The 21,239-nt window shown below is 49.5% G+C and carries 22 protein-coding genes; 7 read left to right on the forward strand and 15 right to left on the reverse strand.

All coding sequences use genetic code 11. The features are described from left to right. Positions 1–21: 21 nt before the first annotated feature. The 4 genes from TK45_RS00430 to ytfE all read right to left on the reverse strand — a co-directional run bounded on the left by TK45_RS00430 (position 22) and on the right by ytfE (position 3,006). Positions 22–792, reverse strand: a complete 771-nt coding sequence (locus TK45_RS00430; RefSeq protein ID WP_131256651.1) for a metallophosphoesterase — start codon at positions 790–792, stop codon at positions 22–24. Between the two features lie 66 nt (positions 793–858). Continuing rightward, the gene (locus TK45_RS00435; RefSeq protein ID WP_131256652.1) at positions 859–1,044 is read right to left on the reverse strand and encodes a hypothetical protein; all 186 of its coding nucleotides are present in this window, start codon (positions 1,042–1,044) and stop codon (positions 859–861) included. 484 nt (positions 1,045–1,528) lie between these two features. Further along, complete coding sequence (locus TK45_RS00440) at positions 1,529–2,053, reverse strand: hypothetical protein (protein ID WP_131256653.1); 525 nt, start codon at positions 2,051–2,053, stop codon at positions 1,529–1,531. Between the two features lie 236 nt (positions 2,054–2,289). Beyond that, complete coding sequence (ytfE, locus tag TK45_RS00445; protein WP_131256654.1) at positions 2,290–3,006, reverse strand: iron-sulfur cluster repair protein YtfE; 717 nt, start codon at positions 3,004–3,006, stop codon at positions 2,290–2,292. Positions 3,007–3,176: 170 nt separating this feature from the next. Here ytfE and norR point away from each other — a divergent pair, with 170 nt between their 5' ends. Together norR and TK45_RS00455 are read left to right on the forward strand one after the other, a co-directional pair. Beyond that, on the forward strand, positions 3,177–4,703 hold the full coding sequence (gene norR, locus TK45_RS00450) for a nitric oxide reductase transcriptional regulator NorR (protein WP_131256655.1): 1,527 nt from the start codon (positions 3,177–3,179) through the stop codon (positions 4,701–4,703). A gap of 10 nt (positions 4,704–4,713) precedes the next feature. Beyond that, positions 4,714–5,484: a molybdopterin-synthase adenylyltransferase MoeB gene (locus tag TK45_RS00455; RefSeq protein WP_131256656.1), complete on the forward strand. Its 771-nt coding sequence runs from the start codon at positions 4,714–4,716 to the stop codon at positions 5,482–5,484. Here the strand turns inward: TK45_RS00455 and TK45_RS00460 are convergent. The 3 genes from TK45_RS00460 to TK45_RS00470 all read right to left on the reverse strand — a co-directional run bounded on the left by TK45_RS00460 (position 5,481) and on the right by TK45_RS00470 (position 8,502). Next, on the reverse strand, positions 5,481–5,864 hold the full coding sequence (locus TK45_RS00460) for a putative zinc-binding protein (protein WP_131256657.1): 384 nt from the start codon (positions 5,862–5,864) through the stop codon (positions 5,481–5,483). The genes TK45_RS00455 and TK45_RS00460 overlap by 4 nt on opposite strands. Before the next feature lie 113 nt (positions 5,865–5,977). Beyond that, complete coding sequence (locus tag TK45_RS00465) at positions 5,978–7,180, reverse strand: NnrS family protein (protein ID WP_131256658.1); 1,203 nt, start codon at positions 7,178–7,180, stop codon at positions 5,978–5,980. An 11-nt stretch (positions 7,181–7,191) separates the two neighbouring features. Further along, the gene (locus tag TK45_RS00470) at positions 7,192–8,502 is read right to left on the reverse strand and encodes a nitrate/nitrite transporter (RefSeq protein ID WP_131256659.1); all 1,311 of its coding nucleotides are present in this window, start codon (positions 8,500–8,502) and stop codon (positions 7,192–7,194) included. A gap of 301 nt (positions 8,503–8,803) precedes the next feature. Here TK45_RS00470 and TK45_RS00475 point away from each other — a divergent pair, with 301 nt between their 5' ends. Next, entirely contained in the window at positions 8,804–10,300 is a 1,497-nt protein-coding gene (locus tag TK45_RS00475) for an MFS transporter (RefSeq protein WP_131256660.1), read from the forward strand. Positions 10,301–10,315: 15 nt separating this feature from the next. Further along, a complete protein-coding gene (locus TK45_RS00480) occupies positions 10,316–12,052 on the forward strand; it encodes a bifunctional protein-serine/threonine kinase/phosphatase (protein ID WP_131256661.1) in 1,737 nt (578 codons plus the stop codon). A gap of 133 nt (positions 12,053–12,185) precedes the next feature. Here the strand turns inward: TK45_RS00480 and mog are convergent, their stop codons facing one another. The 3 genes from mog to TK45_RS00495 are packed head-to-tail and all read right to left on the reverse strand — an operon-like array spanning position 12,186 to position 14,629. Further along, on the reverse strand, positions 12,186–12,725 hold the full coding sequence (gene mog, locus TK45_RS00485; protein WP_131256662.1) for a molybdopterin adenylyltransferase: 540 nt from the start codon (positions 12,723–12,725) through the stop codon (positions 12,186–12,188). 34 nt (positions 12,726–12,759) lie between these two features. Beyond that, entirely contained in the window at positions 12,760–13,632 is an 873-nt protein-coding gene (locus tag TK45_RS00490) for a U32 family peptidase (protein ID WP_131256663.1), read from the reverse strand. 4 nt (positions 13,633–13,636) lie between these two features. Next, positions 13,637–14,629, reverse strand: coding sequence for a peptidase U32 family protein (locus TK45_RS00495; RefSeq protein ID WP_131256664.1), 993 nt, complete (start codon positions 14,627–14,629; stop codon positions 13,637–13,639). 110 nt (positions 14,630–14,739) lie between these two features. Here TK45_RS00495 and TK45_RS00500 point away from each other — a divergent pair, with 110 nt between their 5' ends. Together TK45_RS00500 and TK45_RS00505 are read left to right on the forward strand one after the other, a co-directional pair. Next, positions 14,740–15,237 (forward strand): SCP2 domain-containing protein, encoded by a 498-nt coding sequence (locus tag TK45_RS00500; RefSeq protein WP_131256665.1) that lies wholly within the window; start codon positions 14,740–14,742, stop codon positions 15,235–15,237. Between the two features lie 239 nt (positions 15,238–15,476). Further along, a complete protein-coding gene (locus tag TK45_RS00505) occupies positions 15,477–15,842 on the forward strand; it encodes a hypothetical protein (protein ID WP_131256666.1) in 366 nt (121 codons plus the stop codon). A 149-nt stretch (positions 15,843–15,991) separates the two neighbouring features. Here TK45_RS00505 and TK45_RS00510 read toward each other — a convergent pair whose 3' ends face one another. Beyond that, the gene (locus TK45_RS00510; protein WP_131256667.1) at positions 15,992–16,396 is read right to left on the reverse strand and encodes a ribonucleotide reductase subunit alpha; all 405 of its coding nucleotides are present in this window, start codon (positions 16,394–16,396) and stop codon (positions 15,992–15,994) included. Positions 16,397–16,562: 166 nt separating this feature from the next. Here TK45_RS00510 and TK45_RS00515 point away from each other — a divergent pair, with 166 nt between their 5' ends. Further along, a complete protein-coding gene (locus TK45_RS00515; RefSeq protein ID WP_131256668.1) occupies positions 16,563–16,943 on the forward strand; it encodes a SirB2 family protein in 381 nt (126 codons plus the stop codon). 1 nt (position 16,944) lies between these two features. On the opposite strand, the gene TK45_RS00520 is transcribed toward TK45_RS00515, so the two are convergent. From TK45_RS00520 to TK45_RS00535, 4 genes are all read right to left on the reverse strand, one after another. After that, positions 16,945–17,241 carry a hypothetical protein gene (locus tag TK45_RS00520; RefSeq protein ID WP_131256669.1) on the reverse strand — a complete coding sequence of 99 codons (297 nt, stop codon included), beginning with the start codon at positions 17,239–17,241 and terminating at the stop codon, positions 16,945–16,947. Positions 17,242–17,359: 118 nt separating this feature from the next. Further along, positions 17,360–19,180: an anaerobic ribonucleoside-triphosphate reductase gene (gene nrdD / locus TK45_RS00525; RefSeq protein WP_131256670.1), complete on the reverse strand. Its 1,821-nt coding sequence runs from the start codon at positions 19,178–19,180 to the stop codon at positions 17,360–17,362. Between the two features lie 14 nt (positions 19,181–19,194). Next, positions 19,195–19,647: an anaerobic ribonucleoside-triphosphate reductase activating protein gene (gene nrdG / locus TK45_RS00530; RefSeq protein ID WP_131256671.1), complete on the reverse strand. Its 453-nt coding sequence runs from the start codon at positions 19,645–19,647 to the stop codon at positions 19,195–19,197. Between the two features lie 279 nt (positions 19,648–19,926). Then, positions 19,927–21,117: a hypothetical protein gene (locus TK45_RS00535; RefSeq protein WP_131256672.1), complete on the reverse strand. Its 1,191-nt coding sequence runs from the start codon at positions 21,115–21,117 to the stop codon at positions 19,927–19,929. Positions 21,118–21,239: the final 122 nt, after the last annotated feature.

Below are 21,239 nucleotides of genomic sequence, written 5' to 3' on the forward strand. Positions count from 1 at the left end.
TGGCAGGTGTTGATCCGCCTGTTATAGCCATATCACCTGGTCCCAGCTAATCTGCGGGTTGAGTTCATGGGCAAGGTGGGGGTAACCCCTTGGGTTGGCCATGATGCGGGTTTGGCCGATGCTGAGCCTGACACTGCTATGGGTATGGCCGTGTAACCAAAGGGCGGGTTGGGTTTGTTCTATCAGCTTGTCCAGGGGCGAGGCGAAATAGGGATTTAACGGGCTGGCTGCAAACGCCGTATCAATGCACCTATAGCTGGGTAAAAAATGGCTGATCACCACGATGCGCCCGGTTGTTGGCTGGTGTAAAAATCGAGTCAGGTAATCAAGCGCCTGATAGTAATGTTGCTGCATCATTTTAGGCGACCAGACTTTGATATGCCGAAAATCTGCCACCCGTTTTAAATTCTGCCGCAGTAACCTGTCCACTGCCTCAGTTTGACGCTGAGTATTGAGATGGCTCCAAAGTACCGTACCCCAAAAAGTGATCCCATCAAGGGTTACGGCATCGTTGTGTAGGAAATACAGGCCTGGCGTTCGCTCGCTGATTTCACGCCACTGTGCAATTAACTGTTCGGGATCATGGCCATAAAACTCATGATTACCCAGCACATAGATCACCCGATAGCCCACGCCAACCAAGTACCGGATAACGTCCTCTGCGCCGGTGCCACAGGCGATATCACCGGCCAATACCACTGCATCCGCCATATTGGGCGAAATAGCGGCATACAGCTTTTGCGGCTTTGATAAAAACTCCAGATGCAAATCGGATAATAACAACAGTCTCATCTTCGTGAAGCCTTCCTGCTCGTGATTAAATTGCTGATATTTATAACGCTGATAACAAGTTTCCGCTTAGTCAGTTTGGCTTTCGTCCCTGGGCTGTTCAAACTCAAAACGGTAATGCTGCCTGGCCAGACGCTTTAAGCGCAAAGACTTGTCGTGCTTGCTCAGTACCTTAACCATCTGATCCGCCGTCACCAGGTGAAATACATCCATTTCAAAGACACAGTCGCCGTTCTCGTCGGTAAAATGACGCACCGGTGGCTGAAAATAACTGCTCAGTCACAGCACCTTATCCATCAGCTTTTTAAAAGGCTTAAAACCACTGCCGCTAAAACGGTAAATATCCGTCGCCATCGCCTGCCTCCATCAGTAGAACGTTCACTCAGAGGTAGGTGACGAACGGCTGCAAGTATTGCCTCACACACTCTCTAAGAGCTGCCGAATCAAAAAGAATGATTTTTCGAAGTATCCCAATGGAACAGGAAGGGGGTCACAAGCAGGTGGAACTTCACCCCATTAACTTCTGCCACCAATTTTGCCTTGGCTTAATAGTCGAGAAACTCGCCTGCCGAATAGATTGCATATCCAGCCATCTGGCAGCCGATTGGCTGATTGGAAGTGTCAGCTCAAAACTGTGATTGAGGTTATTCGTAAACCAGGTGTGAGCAGGCTTTTGCTGGGCCACAAAGATCCCGCCCATATTCAGTTTTCGGGCTTCCTGCAAAAAGCGCTTAAGGCTTTAGTTGCTGCGCCCCTCCAGCAGCAGTTCCGCTTCATCAAATACCAGCATCACCGCTTGGCTCGCATCTTTAAATTGACTGTTTTTGCTGTAGCGCAATATACACATGGCATACAGGGCACGACTAATGCGCAGTTCGTCAAAGGCGCTGAGGTCATGTATGTAGAGCCCAGGTTGATTTTGCTCCACCTGTTTATTGGAGCGCAGCAATAGCAAAAAGTCGGCAATATGGTTACGTAGCTTGGAGTCCAGATGGTCAGTTAAAAACTGCTTTAAGGCCAGGTTATCGTCGATACCTGAGGCCATGGCGACCTCCAGCACTTGATTCAGGGCTTCTATTTGATGTACGCCCATTACAAGCGATGACGCCTGTAAATCATTGGACAGGCTTTTCACCTTGATGTCGGCCGCTTCGCCGCGCAAGTGGCGTAGCAGGGGAAAGGGCAAGCCGGTTGTTTCGGCATCAATCACCTTAGGGGAAAGATGACGCAGGCGGCCAGCCATCTCGCCGTGGGGATCCAGCACCCGCCAATGCAGAAAAACAACCTAACAGGTTTTCCGGGAATAGTTGACCACTACAAATTGCACGATCTAAACGTTGACTTAGTTAAGGAAGTGCTCTTTCAGCTAACATGTTTGATGTTGTGTGTGGCGCACTTCGAATTATCAGCCATTAGTAATAACGTTAAATAGCGACTACAAGACCCCAAAAATGACAAGGTTTGAAGTCCTGTAGAACGCTGCAAGTTTATTAGGTGATGTTATTGACAACTGCCACAGCACATTTGGCGGTCATCGTCTTTTGCTATCGTTTTTGGTTGTACAAACAATATTTCATTCTCCAACAGTATGTGCTGCATTAAATCTTCTTTTAGTTCCTTTAAGCCAAGATACAATGCAGTCCATGTGTTGCAAGCATCCTGTGGCAGCGTGATGTTATTAGTCAGCTCATCCAATATCGCTAGTGCATCGCCATGTTGCAGGTGCTCTTCTTCCATCACGCTGATTGGTCCGGCAGGGTAAATGCCACCTGCCAGCATTGGAAAGAGGATTTGTTCTTCTTTCAGCATGTGACTTTCCAGTTCCTGATACATCTCTTCGAGATGTTGCGTTAAACCTGTTGGGCAATTTAAGTCATTGGCGTGAACATGCTCTACGCGACGAGCCAAGCGGATAAGTTCCGGCAACTGCCTGCGATGACGCTGATGAAAACGCTCTAATATGTGTTCAATTAGTGCTTTTACCGGTTGGCTTCGCCACTCAGGTAATTCAGCATCCTGATGTTGCAATTGTTGCAGTGCTACTAAAACCGGTGTCGCATCCTGCCCTTTTTTAGCCAGGGCATCAGCTAGGCTCTGTTTGCCGCCACAACAAAAATCCAACTTATACTGATGAAATACGCCGGTAGCGCCGGCAATAGTCGTCGCTAACTGGCCCAGTGGTTGCGTCAACAATGAGGTTGGTGTGATAGCTGACATAGAGTACTCCGTTATGCATGGGTTAATGGGACGCCTAAGGGCGACTAACCACGTATCGCAAGAGTCAGGCCAAAACTACCACCTTTGATTTATATAGCTTTATTAAGGCCTATGGTAGATTAAACCCAACAAAACTCGGGTAAAAAATACCCATCAGGGTCATTAACACCATGCTACAAGAAAGTTTAGTGGCGGACTTAGTCACAGAATTGCCAGCAGCAGTGCGCTTACAACGACTGGTCAGCACTTTGCACAGTCATTTTAGTTGTGGCGCCGTGGCACTGTTAAAGTTAGAGCAGGATGTGTTAAAGCCCGTTGCGCTGCATGGCTTGGTAAAAGAGGCGCAGGGGCGGCGTTTTGTGGTATCACAGCATCCGCGCTTAGCTGCGATTTTAGCCAGCCGCAACCCTGTCAGGTTCGAACCGGCATCTGAGTTACCCGACCCTTACGATGGTTTGCTCTGTGAGCAGCCCGGTAAAGCGCTGCCAGTGCATGACTGCATGGGAATTGCGCTCTACACCGAAGGGCGTTGTTGGGGAGTATTAACCTTAGATGCTCTGGTTGCGGGGAGTTTTTCTGCCGCGGCGGTATATGAGTTACAGCGATACAGTCTGTTGGTTGAAGCTGCGGTGCGTATGACCGAGCTTGAGCAAGCCAACCGGGCATTAAAGCTTAATCATCAGGCAGCTGCCCACATGCCTGAAAGTACCGCTAATCAGGCTTACGAGCTAATAGGTCAAAGCAAAGCACTAAAGCAAATTCTGCAGGAGCTGGCCGTTGTTGCCAGTGCTGACTTACCTGTGCTGCTATTAGGTGAGACCGGTGTCGGTAAAGAGCTGTTTGCCCGTCATTTGCATCGCTGCTCGGGCCGGGCGGTTAAACCCATGATCTATATTAACTGTGCTGCATTGCCGGAAAGCCTAGCGGAAAGTGAACTGTTCGGCCATAACAAGGGGGCATTTTCGGGCGCGCAAAGCGAACGCGCTGGCCGCTTTGAGGCGGCTGACGGTGGTACGCTATTTTTAGATGAAGTGGGTGAGCTGCCCTTATCGGTGCAGGCAAAATTGCTGCGGGTTTTGCAAAATGGTGAGATCCAGCGCCTGGGCGCAGATAAAACCCGTCAGGTAAATGTACGGCTGGTTGCAGCAACCAATCGTGATTTAAAACAGCAGGTAAAAAATGGTGAGTTTCGCGCCGATTTATACCATCGGCTGTCGGTATATCCGTTACCTATTCCTCCGCTGCGCGAGCGCCGTGATGACATTCCTTTGTTGGTTGGGCATTTTCTGGAGTTAAACCGCACACGCCTTGGTGTAAGAGCACTACGTTTATCATTGGCAGCAGAGCTGGCGCTGCAAAATTATAGTTGGCCGGGTAATGTGCGTGAACTGGAGCATGTGATCAGTCGATCAGCAATTAAAGCATTAAGTCAGGGGGCAAAGCGCAGTGATATTGTTACCCTGGAAGCAGAGTTGCTGGATATTGACCCGGTGGCAGTGCCGGCTGCCGACAATCAGCCACAGACGGGCAATGAACATAACATCATTGGATTAAAACCTGCGGTAAATCAGTTACAGCGGCAGCTGATTAAACAGGCATTACAACGGCATAACGGCAGTTGGTCAGATGCGGCCCGCCAGTTACAGCTTGACCCTAGTAACCTGCACAAGTTAGCGCAGCGGCTGGGTTTAAAATAAGGTCGGTTCTATGACAAAACAACTTGATACACAGCACCTAAATACGCAGCAGGCGCTGCGCTACAGTCGCCAGTTGATGTTACCGGCCATGGACTTTCGCGGTCAGGAAACCTTGCTAGCGAGTAAGGTTTTGCTGATCGGGGTTGGCGGGCTTGGTTGTGCCGCAGCGCCATATCTGGTGGCAAGTGGCGTCGGTAGTCTGACATTGGTCGATGACGATAGCATTGACCGCAGTAATTTACAGCGGCAAATATTGTTTCGCGAGGCTGATATCGGCCAAAGCAAGGCGCAGCAAGCTGCTGTCAGTTTGCGCCAGTTAAACTCCGAAATTGATATTAATGTGCTGCAACAGCGGTTAACGGCTGAACAGTTAGCCATATTAGTACCTGAGTATTCGTTGGTGCTCGACTGCACTGACAATCTGGTAAGTCGCAATGCGATAAATGCCGCTTGCGTGCAAGCCAGAGTGCCGCTGGTATCCGGTGCGGCTATTCGCTTTGAAGGACAGGTTGCCAGTTTTAGTATGCAGGGTGATGATGCTTGTTATCAGTGTTTGAGCCAGTTGTTTGGTGAGCAGCAACTAACCTGTATGGAGGCCGGTATCTTAAGTCCTGTGGTAGGCGTGATTGGCAGTATGCAGGCATTGGAAGCAGTAAAAATTCTCGCCGGCGTGGGCTCAGCATTATTTGGCAAACTGCAATTATTTGACGCCTTAACGGGACAGTGGCGCCAGTTTAATCTGACTAAGAATGATGCTTGTCCGGTATGCCAACAGGCTTAGCAGCGACTTGTTTCAGGTTTTAAAATATCGCTGTGTACCATTTGCACCAGTTTATAGGTATCGACCAAATCACAATTTTGATGGTTGCGCTTTTTAAAGCCTAACGATGTCAGCTCAAGGTGCCAGGTAGGTGTCACGTTTATTTTCGCCAGACAGTGCCTGACACAATTGAGCGGGCAGCCATCTACTGCCAGAATTTGCCTGCCCGACTGCGCAACATTAACCAGTGGTTTTACGTCTCCGCCGACGCCAGCAATACATGACATTTCTGCTAAGCCTTCCCGATCAAGCACTACTGCCAGATCATTCGCCAGCTGGGCTACGTTGGAACAGCCCGAGCAGGCATAAATTAGCGGCTTTTCGTTGCGTTCGGTAGTCATGTTATCGGCCTTGTCTTGGTTATTACTCAGCTCAGTGTAAAAGTCTGACTACCGTGCGGCTTGATATAAATCAAAGACTGGCTAACACTATTACCCTTTCATGGGTAATAGTGTTAGCCGGGTCTACCGTCCGCTCTGGGGGTTGTTAAAACAGGGAAATACACCAGCACATACAGCAAGTAAGCCAGCACCCAACCCGAGGCGGCTAACCATAGCCATAGCATGGTATCGGCAGGAAACAGCCATAGTAACAGCGTGCGACACAGTGCTGAGGCCAGAACGAGGACAAAGGCCAATGACATCACCACATGAGGCTGCAAAACCCGGCCACTGTGTCCCAGTGACACCCGGGCCATCATGCTTAAAATCATGCTGCCCATAGCGCCAGCGGTTAAAGCATGCAGCGCTATGCTGTTGCTAATATTAACTCCGGCGTAGCGGGCGCTGTATAGTGCCAGGCCTAGCGGTATACACCAGTAGGCTAAATGCAGTGACCACAGCAGCGGCACTTTAACGGTGAGCCAAATCTTCCAACGCAGGCAGCGCAGGGCGGTAAGCAAGGCGCTAAAGCCAAATAAACTGCTCATCAGCAATGGCGGCAGCTGCGCAGCCAGAGCAAAAAAATGCAGCACAAATATAAGCCAGAGCGAGCCCAGAGCTGCGCGATCCAGCCAGACTATGGCGTCAACCTTCTTCGTTTGTGTGCCGTTAGCGGTAAACATTGGCATCACCCGGCCACCGACAATCGCCATCAGTAGGGTTATTAACCACACTGCATTTTGGCTGCCCATCTGCACCAGCTCGTAGCGCTGCGATGCTACACCGATGTACATAAGCAGGTTACAAGCAGTCAGAAGCAGTAATACCGGTACAAAAAACAGATTACGTGTTTGTCCCACCCGCAGTAATGGTAAGGCAAGTAAAAAAGCGCAGACTGGTAAAAAGCTCAGATCGATTGCCGCAACCAGATACAGCGGCAACGTCTGACCAAACAACAGCACTAATCGCCCCGCGAGCCATAACATGCTGATCAACAGCAGCGTCTTACCATGAGGCGCCCGCAGCCCGGTCCAGTTTTGCACCGCGGTCAGCAGAAAGCCAATGATAATAGCGCAGACAAAGCCAAATAGCATTTCGTGGCTATGCCAAAACAGCACGTTGGCAAAAGGCGTTAATTGCAGGTGGCCGGATAATGCCAACAGCCATAGCAACATCGCAATGGCACTGAATGCTGCGCCGAATAAAAACATCGGGCGAAAGGCCTGACGTAATAACGGCAGCAACTTTTGCTCCGTTGCCAAATCGGTTATTTGCATGCTATTTCCTTCTACTCGTCTGTGCTGTCATCGTCAGTCAGCAAAAAGTTATTGGCTTGCGCCGCGATGAGTTTTTGTTGGTATTGCGCGGCCTGATTGGCGAAAAACATAGTGATCATGCAAAGTGCCAACACACCGTACAAAATCATAAAACAGCCGGTAACAATACCCAGCACATCTTGCGCGACGCCAAACATAATGGGCAGGGTGCAGCCGCCTAAAGCGCCTATTGCAGCGACGAAGCCACCGGCACTACCCATATGATGTGGGTAATAATCATGGAGCACTTTATACACACTGGCCCGGCCAAAACCCTGGGCGACACCTATGATGAAGATCAGTAAGGTGAACCACCATACGTTCATGGCGATCTCCAGCTGCACATCTTTTTCCAGACCATGGATCACCAGCGTGGTGGGCGGATAACTTAAAAAGAACAGACAGACAATACAGACCCAGAACACGCTCCAGTTAACCGCACGGCCACCATAGCGATCGGCAAACCAGCCACCTAAAGCCCGCACCATCGATGAGGTTGCGGCAAAAAACAGGGTAAATGCCATCGCTTGTTGTACGTCCATGCGGTACGCCTGCATATAATATTGTGGTAGCCACAGCAGCAACGCGAGAAAACTGCCAAAAACAAAATAGTAGTACAACGAAAAGCGCCAAATACGGGCATCGGTTGATAATTGGCGTAGGCTAAGGGCGGGGCGTGCCGCAGTATCTTGGGTTGGCTCTTTTGGCGCCAGCAAGGCGAATAACACGGTGATCAGAAGTAGCCCTGTGCCGTATATCGGCCCAACCCAGTGCCAGCCCACGTATTCAATGGCTAACGGCACTAAGACAAAGGTAATGGCAACACCGGCGTTACCCACGCCGAACAGGCCCAAAGCCCGTCCCTGACTACTGGAAGCAAACCACTGGCTGACATAACGCACGCCCAGACTAAAAGAAACGCCACTGATACCGAACCATAAACCCAATAACAAATAGCTGCTGTAGCTGTTAGCCAGTGGCAACAATAACAGTGCAGGCACCACAGCCAGCATTTGCACTAACCATAAGAGCCGGGCACTGATCTTGTCTGCCAAGATGCCAAGCGGCAGTCGCAGTATCGCACCGGTAAAAATCGGCGCGGCCAGTAATACGCCGTATTCGGTGGCAGTCAAATTCAGCTGAACTTGCAGTGTGATACCCATAACAGCGTATAAGGTCCAGACCGAAAAGCAAGCCGCAAACGCCAGGGTTGCAAGCAACAAGGCTCGGTTGGCCGCAGGTAATGTCGCTTGTGTCAGTGAAGTTGGGTCTGAATTGGCCATCACACCATATCCGTAAATGCTAACTGTCTCTAGTGTAACGTCAGTTAATCAGCAACAGGCAGAAAAGAGGGCGTACCTCCGACGCGCTTATCACTACGTGTGTTTTATCTGGCATACCCAAAAAGGAGTACAAGATGCGCAAATGGTGCGGGCGAGCGCATGTTTTATAGCTACCACCTATTTGGTATCGCTCTGATTTCCATAGAAAAAGTGACTTTATAACTTTGTCTTACATCAATGATTTTCGTCTTGCAGCTCTCTACACTAGGCCGAGTTTATTGATAATCCGTTGGAGGATGTTATGGCTAGCCCAGCTTTTGCACAACAAAGCGGCAGTGGGTTAAACCTGCTGAACTTTGCTGAACAAAAAATAAAAATGTTGCACCTTACCTGGTTCGCCTTCTTTTTAACCTTTGTTATGTGGTTCGCGCATGCCCCCTTGCTTATTCATATTAAGCAGGCGCTGGCGTTAACTGATGCGCAGGTTAAAGCGTTGCTGATACTAAACGTGGCCATCACCATTCCGGCCCGCATCGTTGTTGGCATGATGGTGGACCGTTACGGGCCGCGTATTATGTATTCGCTGCTACTGTTTATTTCTGCTTTGCTGTGTATCGGCTTTGCCTTTGCAGATACCTATTCGGCGCTGGCGATGTTCCGTTTTCTGCTTGGTTTCGTGGGCGCCGGTTTTGTGGTCGGTATTCGTCTGGTCGGCGAGTGGTTTCCGCATCATCAGGTAGGTACAGCTGAGGGGATCTATGGTGGCTGGGGTAACTTTGGCTCTGCGGCCGCGGCGATGACCTTACCTACACTAGCCTTGGCATTTGGTGGTGAAGATGGCTGGCGCTATGCGATTGGTAGCGTAGGCGTATTCAGTGCTTTCTATGCCTTAGTGTTCTATAAATTTGCCCGCAATACACCAAAAGGCTCTGTGTATTTTAAACCGAAAAAAACCGGTGCTATGGTAGTGACAAGCTGGGGCGCACTTTGGGGCCTGATAGCGATGAACATACCTATGCATCTGGCATTGGGTATGCTGGCCTGGCGCTTATCGCCTGCTGGCGTTAATTTGTTTTCTACCGACTTGATGTATGTGCTGTGGGCGGTGTTGTTGCTGTTATTTATCGTGCAAACTCAGCAAACCTGGCATATCAACGCCGAACATTTGCGTGCAGGCGTACCAGAAGCTGACAAATACAGCTTTAAACAGGTGGGTATTTTGAACATTGCCTATTTTGCCACTTTCGGCTCTGAGCTGGCGGTGGTGTCAATGCTGCCACTGTACTTCCTGGAAACCTTTGAAGGGTTAAGTGCGGTAAAAGCGGGCTTGCTGGCGTCCGGTTTTGCCTTTATGAACCTGGTATCACGGCCAATGGGTGGCTGGTTTTCTGACAAATTTGGCCGTCGCAAAAGTATGGTTATTCTAATTGGTGGTCTGGCGGCAGGTTATTTCTTAATGGGTATGATGGACAGCCACTGGTGGATCCCGGTTGCGGTATTAGCCACTATGGCATGTAGCTTCTTTGTTCAGGCTGGTGAAGGTGCCGTGTTTGCCATAGTGCCATTGATTAAACGTAGTATGACCGGTCAAATTGCCGGTATGGCTGGCGCTTATGGTAACGTTGGTGCTGTAGTGTACTTAACCGTACTAAGCTATGTCAGTTACAGCATGTTTTTCTATGTTATTGCAGCGTCTGCGTTGGTGGGCCTGGTAGCGGTTATGTTTTTAGATGACCCTAAAGGCCATATTACCGAAGTCGGTGAAGATGGCACAGTACACCGTATCAGTGTTGGTTAACCAAGGATAAGTAGCGTGGGCGATGTAAAACTGGCACTAAGCTTTAGCCGTTTATCCGATGTTGGCGGCAAAGCCGTTAATGAGGATGCCGTGGCCTCAGCCGTGCCAGATGACGCCCACCTGCTTACGTATAAGGGCGCCTGTTTTGCTCTGGCTGATGGGGTCAGTACGGCTGAAGCCGGCCAGCAAGCCAGCCAGCGCGCGGTAACACGCTTTTGTCATGAGTATCTGCAAACGCCGGATACCTGGTCTGTGGCTTACAGTGCAGCACAGGTACTGGCAACAATAAACAACGAATTATACGAGTTAAGCCATCAGTTTGTGCACGACCAAAAAGGCTATCTCACCACGTTCACGGCGCTGATTTTAAAATCTCAAACGGCACATTTTGCCCATATCGGCGATAGCCGCTTGTATCATTGGCGTGATGGTGTGCTGTCACAACTGACACAAGACCACACGACGGTATTATCCGAACAACGGCAATTTCTGGGGCGGGCGCTCGGGATGGATGCCCGGGTTGAACTGCAGCAAAGCAGTCTGAGTTTAGGTGTCGGCGATCGGTTTTTATTATGCTCTGATGGTATTTCAGATTTTGTTAATGATGTGCTGATCCAACACGAGTTGTCAGGCCCGGATCCGCTTGATGACATTACACTGCGTCTAAAACAGCAAGCGCTGAACAATGGTTGCGACGATAATATCAGCCTGATACTGATAGAGGTAACGCAGCTACCCGAGCAGAGCCTGGATGATTTAAACCAGCATCTGACGCGATTACCCTTTCCCCCGGCATTAAGCGCCGGGATGAAACTTGATGGTTATAAAGTGCTGTCAGAGCTATTTGCCAGCAGCCGCAGCCACTTATATCTGGTAGAAGATGAAGATACAGGCGAGCAACGGGTATTGAAGTGTCCGTCGCTAAATTATGATGACGATGCGCTATACATTGATCGCTTTATCCGCGAGGAGTGGATAGGGCTGCGAATCGACTCGCATTACGTGGTAAAGGTGATTCGTCAGCACCGGCCGCGCACGTTTTTGTATTATCTGATGGAATATCTGCCTGGCCAAAGCCTGGAAACCTGGTTTGGCAATCAGCCTAAACCAATAAAACCGGCACTGGCGATTAAACTGGTAAAGCAAATTGCCGACGGCCTTAAGGCGTTTCACCGTATGGGCGCGATCCATCAGGATCTGAAGCCGGGTAATATCGTTTATCTGGCGGATGGCAGCCTGAAAATTGTTGATTTTGGCTCGGTTTATGTTGCCGGTCTGGCTGAAATTTACAGCCCGCTGCAGCATGAAACGGCATTGGGCACCGCGGCTTACTCTGATCCGCATTATCTGCTGGGGCACAATTCCGGGGTACAAGGTGACATTTATGCCTTAGCCACTATTGCCTATGAGTTATTCAGTGGCGGCCATTTGCCTTATGGCAATGCGGTAGAGGAGTGTCGCACTGCAGCAGATTACGATAAGTTGCGTTATCGTAGTGCCAGCCAGTTTAATGCGGTGATCCCAACCTGGTTTGATCGGGCGCTACAAAAAGGCGTCAGCTTAGATTTATCAATGCGTTACAACAGTCTGCAGCAGTTCCTGACAGATTTGCAGCAGCCTAACCCGGCGTTTTTGCATGAAGAGGTTAAGCTAGAGCATAAAACCAACCCCTTGCTATTCTGGCAGTTATTATCCGGCTTTTGGTTTATTACCTTGTTGTTGGTGGTGTGGTTATTTTTACTCAGGCGATAACATGCCTTTCAGCGAAGACCGGCTTGCTCTAAGACAACCGTTGAAGCCCAGGACGGGCGGAAACGAGCCCCCAGGGATGGGTTTACGGCGTGTTGTCGTGAGCAAACCGGTTGCAGCCATTTACAGGTGCTCATTATCCGCTTTTCGGCCTAAAGGCTTTAATCACCGCATCATTACACTCAAGATAAGGCCCGTTCATTAAATCGATACAGTAAGGTACGGCCGGAAATACCGCATCTAAACATTCGCGTATGGCCTTGGGTTTGCCCGGCAGGTTAATGATAAGGCTGCTGCCACGTAAGCCAGCGGTCTGGCGCGATAAAATGGCGGTTGGCACATATTTTAGTGACTCTGCGCGCATCAACTCACCAAAGCCCGGCATCATGCGATCGCATACTGCTTCGGTAGCCTCAGGCGTAACATCCCGTTTGGCTGGTCCGGTGCCGCCTGTGGTGACGATAAGGCAGCAGCCAGTGTCATCGGCCAATTCGCGCAACGTTTGTTCGATCAGCGGCTGCTCATCGGGGATCAAGCGGTACTCAGGGTGCCAATCACTGGTTAAATACGCTTTTAGCGTATCAATAATGGCCTGACCGGATAAGTCTTCATAAATCCCGGCGCTGGCGCGGTCGCTGACCGTAACGATGCCGATTTTGGCGGTTTGCTTGGTCATAGTTGTTCCTGTAGTGTACTGAGGTTGTTACCGCTCAACCCGTAGCCATACCGGCTAAATTCAGCCAGTAGCCATTACTGTCGGTCGAACCAAGTGGCTGCGGCGCTTGACCGTTAATGTTAGCCTGAAACTTAGCCAACCAGTCAAAGGTGCCTTCAGCTTGCGGGCTTAACCGTACGATATCAACATTTGTGCCCATATTGCCAAGCTGGTTAATCAGGTTGTAGCGGTAGCCCGACTGCGTTTGAATACCATTAATGACAAAAACGTCGGTGCCATCCTGGCTTTTAACCTGGCGGCCGTGCGGATAATTAATGCAACACAGCTCACACTGGTCTTTGCTGCGGTTTTCCGAGCGGGCGGTAAAGCAGCGGCCACTCCAGGCCAGCGGCAAATGGCCAAAGCCAAGTACTTCAGTGGTAAAACAGTCACGAATATCGGCGACGATGCTTTGCGCTAATAGCTCATCGAGCCAACTGGCCGATAATTCAACCGGCATTACCCAGCGCGTCATCCCCATACTTTGCAGGCGGCGCAGTGTGTGCTGGTTGTAGCAGTTTATCGCGGCACCGGCAACAAATGGCAGGCTACGCTCTTGCAACATGCTAATAGCACCGACATCGTTTGCTTCGACTAAAAATTCGCCATTGTCGACGTATTTACGCAGCTCGCGCAGCTCACTTGGGGCTTCGTACAGCACCATGGATGATAAACACACCTGTTTACCCGACTCGCGTAGCATCTGCGCCAGGGTAAAATAATCGTCAAATTTTAGCTCGCGCCGCTTGCTGCATACTGTTTCGCCTAAGTAAACAATGTCGACGTTACTGTCGGCGGCGTCGCGGTAAAATTGCATCATTTGAGGTTTTGGCCAGAAATATTGCACCGGGCCTAGCGAAAATTGCATGCTGTTATTTCCATTTCCGATGATAAGCACCCAGGGTGGTTTGGCTACCTTCAGCCAAACCAGACAATGTGTGTTGCCACTGCGGTTTTACCGCAAATTGCGCCGGCGTTGCTAACACCGCATCTATTGCCGCGCGCCACACCTTGGTGATCTGGGCAACATAGGCCGGGCTGCGCTGGCGGCCTTCAATTTTCAGCGAACAAATACCTTCAGCATGCAGCTGCGGCAGTAAATCCAGCGTATTAAGGCTGGTTGGCTCTTCCAGTGCGTGGTACAGCTCGTCATCAACCTTAAAACGCCCTTTGCATAGTGTCGGGTAACCCGCGGTTTCATCGGGAGCAAAGCGGTCTATTAATATGCCGTTTAAGCGCGATTCCAGTATGCCCTGGTTATCCTGCCACTCTACAAAGGCGGCAGGGGAGCAAGCACCTGCCGTGTTCGGCGACTGCCCGGTCATATAGGAGCTTAAGTAGCAGCGGCCTTCGGCCATAATACATAAGCTGCCAAAGGCAAATACTTCAAGATTAATATCACAGCTGCGTGCCAACGCCCTCACTTGCTGCATAGATAACACCCGCGGCAAGACCACCCGTTTAATGCCAAACTGGCGGTAAAAATCAATGGCGGCGGCGTTAGTGGCTGAAGCCTGCACGGATAAATGCAGTTCTACCTTGGGATAACGTTCTGCGGCGTAGGCCAATACCGCAATATCTGCCAGGATCAGCACATCGGCACCGGCTTGAACGGCACTATCTACCGCATATTGCCAGCGCTGAAAGTTAGCCGGATGCGCAAAGGTGTTAATGGCGACATGCAGTTTTTTGCCATGTTGATGTACATAGCGCGCAGCGTCTTTTAATGTCGCTTCATCAAAATTCAGCCCGGCAAAATGGCGGGCATTGGTATCGTCTTTCAGGCCAATGTATACCGCGTCAGCACCATGTTCGATGGCGGCTTTTAGTGCCGGCATGCTGCCCGCAGGACAAAGTAGCTCCATAGGTACCTTCAGTTATCGGGTTATGTCGTCAGCTACCTCCGACAGGGAATAGCAAACGGCGTTCTACTGTGGTCCTATTATAGAAGTTTAGTGAAAGTGGATGCATGTATATGTTTGATATTAAAAGAGTTACCAATAAAGTGGTAGTGGCTTTGCCCGGTGTATTGGCTCAGGTAACACGCTGTGCTCCCAACCTGGTGCAGCAGCAGCTGCTGCAGCTGGCATTAAATCGGTTTTTTTTAACCGAACTGGCTGCTGGTGAACTGGCGTTTTTACGGCACAAAACCGTGGTGGTATCGGTAAAGGACGTTAATCTGCAATTTGGTATCCAGCTTAACGGCAAGGCATTACAAGTGTCACTAAGCAGTGCAAGCCAGGAGCTGCTGATCCAGGCCAATATGGCCGATTTTGTTGCCATGATTTGTCAGCAGGTCGACCCGGACACGTTATTCTTTCGCCGCCGCCTGCAGCTGCTGGGTGATACCGAACTTGGGCTGGAATGTAAAAACCTGTTAGATCGAATTGGGCCAGAGCGCTTACCCGCATTGCTGTCGCATGGCCTTAATTGGTTGGCACAGCAGAATATGGCGCAAGATGCAATGCAGTAAACTCAGTGCAATGCTTTAAGCAAAGGAAGCAAGCGCTTCGTAAAAATAACGGTGTGAAAGTACAGTTTATGCGTCGGTGTCTGGTGTTCCTTGTTAGGCGGGTAACCCCGTACTTTTTACCGCTACAAAACCGGCACATCCACCAACTCATTGTGTTTTTTTATAAATTCTCAGTAATCTGCAAAACATTAAATTTACAAGTACGGGTCGACCCGTCGAATAAGCGTTAGCACTCATATGTGGCCATTTCGAAAAAGAAAAATCAGCTTGGGCAGTCCTTTCAGGAGTTCCTTCGAACTTATGTACCTCCTGAACCTGTTCCAGTAGAAAACCCGATTGTGGAAGAGACTATCTGCCCTCTATGTCTAGAACGTTTTGAATCCGGATCTATATCTCATTATTATCCGTTCTGTTCAGATTGCTCTAGCGAGGGCTTGAGCTTCGAGGTTAAATCTTTTGCCGTGTTTATGGCAGAGAAAACTATCGAAGAGTTCGATGACATGTTGTCGCGTTGGGAATTAGTCGAAGGATTGCGGCCTGAGTACAAGGCTTTAAAATCTGAGCGTATTATGGCTTTAAGAGAAATCAAACGTGCTGAGTGCTAACAAGGCGCTATTGTCGCCACTATTGTGGCTGGGACGGCTTACGCTGCGCTTCAGCCGCCCCAAAGCTTTGCGTTAATGCCCGCTTTCGCTAAAGGCAGACATTTCCCGTCACGATGCACTGATTGAATAGCTGATTTTTGCCGATGGCTTTAAAATAAAGCCACCAGCTCACCGGTTTTATTAAAGGTGAGAAAATCGGCAATCATGCCACCCTGGATTTTCTCCATCATCATTTTAAGCGGCTGCGTGGCTTCGTCGCTATTAGGGGCAAAGCCACCACGACCACCTAGTGTTGAGACAAAGGCGATGTCCCAGTCGATACCGGTGGCTTTAGATTCCTCTACCAAACTGACAAAATCGCTGACCTCATCCGGCAGTTTATCCACACATAGCACCGGTGCTAAAGCGCCGCCCATGCCTTGGTCAAAATGCTGCTTTTGTGTTTCGGTATAACCGTTTGGCAACTCAGCTTTGGCAAACACAAACAGCAAGCGCTGCGGCTCGTCTTGCATAGCCGCAGCCTTAATCAGGTCGGTGTAGCTTTCAATGTTCATACTTAAGGCCTGCAGACAATTTTCGTCAGTCTAACAAAGCTGAACGTTCGAAAACATTAACCTTGGTGGGTAGAAACTAACCCGCAAGGGGTATCCACCATTGCCTGCTTAGCAATTGGGTGGATTGTACCTAGTATTGTGGTGTTTTTTACCCTGAGGTAAGCAGATGGAATACTATTTAAACGTCAAAATACTGCACATGTTTTGCGCTTACGTGAGTGTGACCTTGTTTATTAGCCGGCTGTTACTCGACAGTTTGGGTAAAGTTGGCTGGCGCCATAGCCCTGCACGGTACTTGCCGCATATTAACGATAGCGTGTTACTGACATTGGCTTTAACGCTGCTGGTAATAGGCCCTTGGCAGCCCCTTGCACATTCCTGGCTGGGGACAAAAATCCTGTTGTTAATGGGCTATATTCTGGCCGGAAGCAAAGCGTTTAAATTAGCCTTGCCGGTAAAGCGTCGGCTAGTTTGGGCGGTGCTGGCGTTGTTGCAACTCGCTGGTATACTCTACCTGGCAATAAACAAACCGCTTTTGTTTAGCTAGTTTATATATTGCTGTTAGTGTCAGGCATCAGTTTATTGCGTATCAGCATGCGACGCACACTTTGACATAACTTGCCAAACCGACGTAACTCGTCAAATTTAGGCGTGCGCCCCTGTTTAATCGCATGCTCCCAAAAGCTCAGTTCAGAGTCGACCATCTCCAGCATTTTTTTCGGACAACCAATGCAATCGGTATTCGTGCCACAAACGAAAGTTGACGGCTCGTAAAGCGGCATTTGCTGCTTCACGTCGCTAATTAACTGCAGCATAGCGGTTTTCAAATCCGGCTTTTTACTCATCTATCACCCTTTTAACGGCTAAGAGACAAGTTTACCGGCTGCACCACTTCGGGGGCTATGCCCCTGAATAGGTATCGCAGCCGGTATGTTTTAACCGCGTAATATTTACACGGCTGCGCTAGCTTACTTTGCGCGCCGTACTGCTTTGCGCTTTGTGGAGCGGTTGCTCACGGTGGTAGTGGCGCAAACCATGCTCGAGGCGGCGGCCGCTGCTAAACGCTGATACGCGCTTTAAATAGCCAATTACCCGGGTGCCGTAATCAATATCTTCACTGCCGCAAGACGGGCAGGCGCAAAGCGTGCGCTTATCTATGGTTTCACACTGGTTGCAGATAGTAATTTTAACGTTGACACAAAAGTAGTTGCAGCCTGTCGTGGCGGCAATGTTAAGCAGCTTCAGATAACCGGCCTTGTCGAGCTTTTCTTCCAGATTCAAATGCAATGCCGAGCCACCATCTAAGTATTCCAGCAGGGTTTTGCCATGCAGCTGAAACTTATCCAGCGTGTTGCTGTGCTCGTCTTCAACGACGTAGAAATATGAATTGTAGCAATCGCGAGGCACCTGATAGCCGTCTTCACGATCCCATTTGGCATTTTTAACGCCCAGGTTTTCTGCTGGTACAAATTCGGTATTAAACATATAGCCGTACTTTGCTTTAGCGGCTTTGTTGGCGTCAAAAATGGTTTTTAACTGTTGCTGCACAAACTGTATGTAGGGCGCGTTATTACCGGCAACTAAGCCCTGCGATTCAGCCGCTTCAACCATGCCATTAATGCCAATGGTTAGAAATTGTTTATCCAGACTGATAAAACCTGCGTCATACACGGTAAGCAGGCCTGCCGCCTGGTACTCTTCCATTAGCTTACGATAGGCCACCTGATATTTATGGATTTTGCTTACTTGAGCGGCCAGGTCCCGGCCATCCTGCACCAGCCGGTTCATGTTAATGGTAATAACATTGATTGAGCCAGTTGCCACACCACCTGCCCCTAACGAGTAGGAAAAGGTATTGTCACTGATTTCGCTGCGCAGCCGACAGCAGCTGGCTAATGAGTCGGCACTGTCTGACTGGTAGATAAAAAACGCATTGCCCTGTGCCATTTGCCCGGCTATATCGCTGGCGAACGCCTCATCTTTGCATTTACCTTGCTCGGTTAGCGTAGCGACGGTAACCACCGGAAAGGTAAGTACGGTTTTCTCGCGCTCTTGGTTAAACCAGTTTAAGAAAAAATGCTGCAGCGCAGACACCGACTGCCACTGTGGTTTGATGAAATCAGGAAACACGAAGTTGCCAAACATGCTGTCGAAGTAATGCTGATCGTAGATTGAAATATTCCAGAACACGCTTTGATAGCCGCGCGCTGCGGCCGGCTGATTTAATGCATACACCACATGCTGCAGGTGGTTTTCTATTTGCTTGCGGTGGGTTTGCAAGTAGTTATCGCCGTAGTCTTTGCGGGCAAAATAGTCGAAATAGGTTAAAAACTCTACCGTGGCTACTGCGCCGGCAAACTGGCTTGAAACGGCAAAGACAAAGTTAACAAAGCAACCACAGAAGGATTCTAAATGCTTCGGTGCGCGTGACTCACCGCCGAGCCTGGTTAAACCATCACGCAAAAAGGGGTACATGGTAACGGAGACACAGTAGGGCTTTAAGCTGGTTTCATCGTGCACGTATATTTCGTGATCGGTAATTTGGCGCAGGTATTCAGCCGCCAGTTCAGCACCAAACAGTTCGCTGATTTTATTGCTGACTAACGCGCGGTTTACCTGAATAAACTGATCTTTCATCAGTTCAGCTTCCAGCGTCGCAATGTTTTTTTGCGTCACGTTAGCATTGGCATCGAGCTTCGAGCCGTCAGCGGCGTTGCCTGCATGCAGGTAGCGATCAATAAAACTGAGTTTTTGTTGCAGCTGATGAAAGTTTAACGCTTGCATAGGGTATCCCTCTGTTATTGTTCGATAAATAAGTGGTTCAGGCATTGGCCTGTGCGTAAGTCATAGAATCTTTGATTAGTGTGCCGGCTGGTTAAACCGCCCAGTTCAGCTTGCCAGCGGCCGGTTTTCAGGTAAGTCAGCTCGGCTTTAAGCTCAGCATCAACGTCGTCCAGCCCGGTATACAGGCAGGTAGTTAAGCCTCGGCTTGTGCAAAGCTGTAGCAATGGCAACAACGCCTGAGGTTGCCATTCACCCCCTAAAAACAGTACACAGCTGATAAGGCCGTCATAGCTGGCCAAACGGTGCAATAAATAATCCGGGCTTAAGCGGGTGCCTTGTTCACTGTGCCAGCTATAACTGCTGTGACAGCCTTTACACCCGAGCGGGCAGCCGGCAATAGTAAAGGCCAGCGACACCTCGTTTGGCACCTCCTGAAAGGCAATTTGCTCGTCGGTGAATTTCAGCATAAAATCCCTTATGTAGTGTTGATTTTGCTTATTACGTCTACATATTGTGTTTTAGCTTAAATCAGAGGGGAGGGCAGGCTTTGATCTGGATCAAGTTTTATCCGGTGATAATCCTGTGCCGGGCGCCAGAGTGCATCAATGCTGAAGCTGTTACCCCTTCAGAGGTAAAGCCATAGTAACGGCATGTGGCAATGTAGAAATAAAAAACCGCCCACTGAAAACCAGGGGCGGTGCAGAGGTGCCAACACAAAGTGGCTAACGTGGATTTTCCAGGAAAGGTTACAATTGATAGCTCAGCATCAGCCAGACCTTAGTGGTGTCTACACCTAAGGTATCAGCATTGTAGCGTGCCAGTTTCAGCATGCCTGATAGCTGAGCATTGAGGTTATAGCTGGCCACGGTGTTCCATTCGTCACCGTAGCTGACGCTACTGGTGTCACTGTCAAACTGGTGATAACTCAGCATCAAACCAACATCTTTGAATTTGGTATTCAGCTTTAGCCAGTTATCGCGCAAACCGCCGTTTGGCGTATTTAAGAACATGTCGGCAAAGCCAGAGAAGGCGTGTAACGTCGCCAGTGGCGTCTGAAACGCACTTTGACCATCACCTGCCAGACGTTCCTGGCCGACCTGCAGCGTCACGCCGCTAAACGCCCAGTTCAGGCTAATACGGTGGTAGTTATGGCTAAAGTCTTGTGTCGCATTGTGTGCATCATCTTGCTGTGCCACGGCTAAATGCCAGCTTAGTTGGGGTAGTGCAGCAACTTTACCCTGATAGTCCAGCCCCAGAGTACGGCTGCTACGCGCGGCCCAGTTGTCAAATTCAAAGTCGTAGCCAAAGACCATAAATTTGTGTTCTGCATTGGCTTGCCACTGTGCACTCAGGGTATTGAAATTGCCGTGCTGATCCGCTGCTGCGCCTTTAGGGCCAAAAATACGGTTAACGTTGTAGTAGTGGCCCAGCTCTAGATTAACCTTTTCAGCAAAACTGTGTTGCAGGCGGTAACCGTCTAATGTTTGCTCATTCTGCCGCCAGCCTACACCACCTAAGAAGCGCTGGTTGCCATGATTGACCAGCTGACGCCCGGCGCTGAAGCTGGTGCCCTGTTCAGTCTGATAGCTAAGTAAGGCCTGGTTAATATCGGTGCCTTTAGGGTCGGCCACCACGCTGTAACCGGTTTTACCATTGTAGGTGCTGTTGTAATTGTCGTTGGCCAGCAGGCTGACATTATCCAGTTGCACCAGAGCGCTAAAACCATAAGCTTTACCTGTGGTAACTGTAAGCCTGCTGCGTAGCGTTGAGGCAATGGCATCATCCAGTGCGTTATCCTGTTCAACGTGCTCCAGACGGTAGCGGAAATTGGCCGATACTTTGCTTTGTTGTAAGGCGGTACTTACGTCGTTAGCAAGCACCGATGAAGTAAAACAGAAAGGTACAGCAGCCAGCATAACTACAGAGAAAGCTTTCATGAGGTTTTCCTTTGCTTATTTCAGCTTAAATGCAGTGCGATCTTAGCGCTAAATTGAAATTTATATAATTAAATTAAAGTGTTACCTATAAGTTGGTAGGGTGGTATCCGTATGGGTATTAG

Origin of the sequence: Bowmanella sp. JS7-9, from assembly GCF_004329715.1 — a bacterium.
Lineage (GTDB): Bacteria > Pseudomonadota > Gammaproteobacteria > Enterobacterales > Alteromonadaceae > Pseudobowmanella > Pseudobowmanella zhangzhouensis.

Bases quoted from the DNA above. Each gene is read 5' to 3' on its own strand.
- TK45_RS00430 (WP_131256651.1), bottom strand. From the start codon at position 792: ATGAGACTGTTGTTATTATCCGATTTGCATCTGGAGTTTTTATCAAAG.
- ytfE (WP_131256654.1), bottom strand. From the start codon at position 3,006: ATGTCAGCTATCACACCAACCTCATTGTTGACGCAACCACTGGGCCAG.
- norR (WP_131256655.1), top strand. From the start codon at position 3,177: ATGCTACAAGAAAGTTTAGTGGCGGACTTAGTCACAGAATTGCCAGCA.
- TK45_RS00455 (WP_131256656.1), top strand. From the start codon at position 4,714: ATGACAAAACAACTTGATACACAGCACCTAAATACGCAGCAGGCGCTG.
- TK45_RS00460 (WP_131256657.1), bottom strand. From the start codon at position 5,864: ATGACTACCGAACGCAACGAAAAGCCGCTAATTTATGCCTGCTCGGGC.
- TK45_RS00465 (WP_131256658.1), bottom strand. From the start codon at position 7,180: ATGCAAATAACCGATTTGGCAACGGAGCAAAAGTTGCTGCCGTTATTA.
- TK45_RS00470 (WP_131256659.1), bottom strand. From the start codon at position 8,502: ATGGCCAATTCAGACCCAACTTCACTGACACAAGCGACATTACCTGCG.
- TK45_RS00475 (WP_131256660.1), top strand. From the start codon at position 8,804: ATGGCTAGCCCAGCTTTTGCACAACAAAGCGGCAGTGGGTTAAACCTG.
- mog (WP_131256662.1), bottom strand. From the start codon at position 12,725: ATGACCAAGCAAACCGCCAAAATCGGCATCGTTACGGTCAGCGACCGC.
- TK45_RS00490 (WP_131256663.1), bottom strand. From the start codon at position 13,632: ATGCAATTTTCGCTAGGCCCGGTGCAATATTTCTGGCCAAAACCTCAA.
- TK45_RS00495 (WP_131256664.1), bottom strand. From the start codon at position 14,629: ATGGAGCTACTTTGTCCTGCGGGCAGCATGCCGGCACTAAAAGCCGCC.
- TK45_RS00500 (WP_131256665.1), top strand. From the start codon at position 14,740: ATGTTTGATATTAAAAGAGTTACCAATAAAGTGGTAGTGGCTTTGCCC.
- TK45_RS00510 (WP_131256667.1), bottom strand. From the start codon at position 16,396: ATGAACATTGAAAGCTACACCGACCTGATTAAGGCTGCGGCTATGCAA.
- TK45_RS00515 (WP_131256668.1), top strand. From the start codon at position 16,563: ATGGAATACTATTTAAACGTCAAAATACTGCACATGTTTTGCGCTTAC.
- TK45_RS00520 (WP_131256669.1), bottom strand. From the start codon at position 17,241: ATGAGTAAAAAGCCGGATTTGAAAACCGCTATGCTGCAGTTAATTAGC.
- nrdD (WP_131256670.1), bottom strand. From the start codon at position 19,180: ATGCAAGCGTTAAACTTTCATCAGCTGCAACAAAAACTCAGTTTTATT.
- nrdG (WP_131256671.1), bottom strand. From the start codon at position 19,647: ATGCTGAAATTCACCGACGAGCAAATTGCCTTTCAGGAGGTGCCAAAC.
- TK45_RS00535 (WP_131256672.1), bottom strand. From the start codon at position 21,117: ATGAAAGCTTTCTCTGTAGTTATGCTGGCTGCTGTACCTTTCTGTTTT.